Annotated in this window: 1 protein-coding gene; it reads left to right on the top strand. The window is 58.6% G+C overall.

The window, feature by feature from the left end; translation table 11 throughout:
* Positions 1–106 precede the first annotated feature (106 nt).
* A partial coding sequence (locus SB816_RS34765) for a phasin family protein (RefSeq protein WP_410548596.1) occupies positions 107–237 on the top strand: 131 nt, incomplete at its 3' end.

The following is a 237-nucleotide window of genomic DNA, read 5'->3' as shown; positions in this document are numbered from 1 at the left end:
CTTCAATGTTGCGACGCACCAAAGCGTCCGGCAGATCACCAGCGTCTTGCCACTTACTCCAGGCGGCCCACCCACACGAGGCCGCTAACCATCCAGGAGCGTAAACATGAGTCTGCTGACCCCTGAGCAATTCGTCGCCGCCCAAAAAGCCAACCTCGAAACCCTGTTCGGCCTGACCGGCAAGGCCTTCGAAGGCGTGGAAAAGCTGGTCGAATTGAATCTTCAGGCCGTTCGCTC

Origin of the sequence: Achromobacter sp. SIMBA_011, assembly GCF_046535435.1 — a bacterium.
Taxonomy (GTDB): domain Bacteria; phylum Pseudomonadota; class Gammaproteobacteria; order Burkholderiales; family Burkholderiaceae_B; genus Achromobacter; species Achromobacter dolens.
This window is presented reverse-complemented; position numbering and strand designations above follow the sequence as displayed.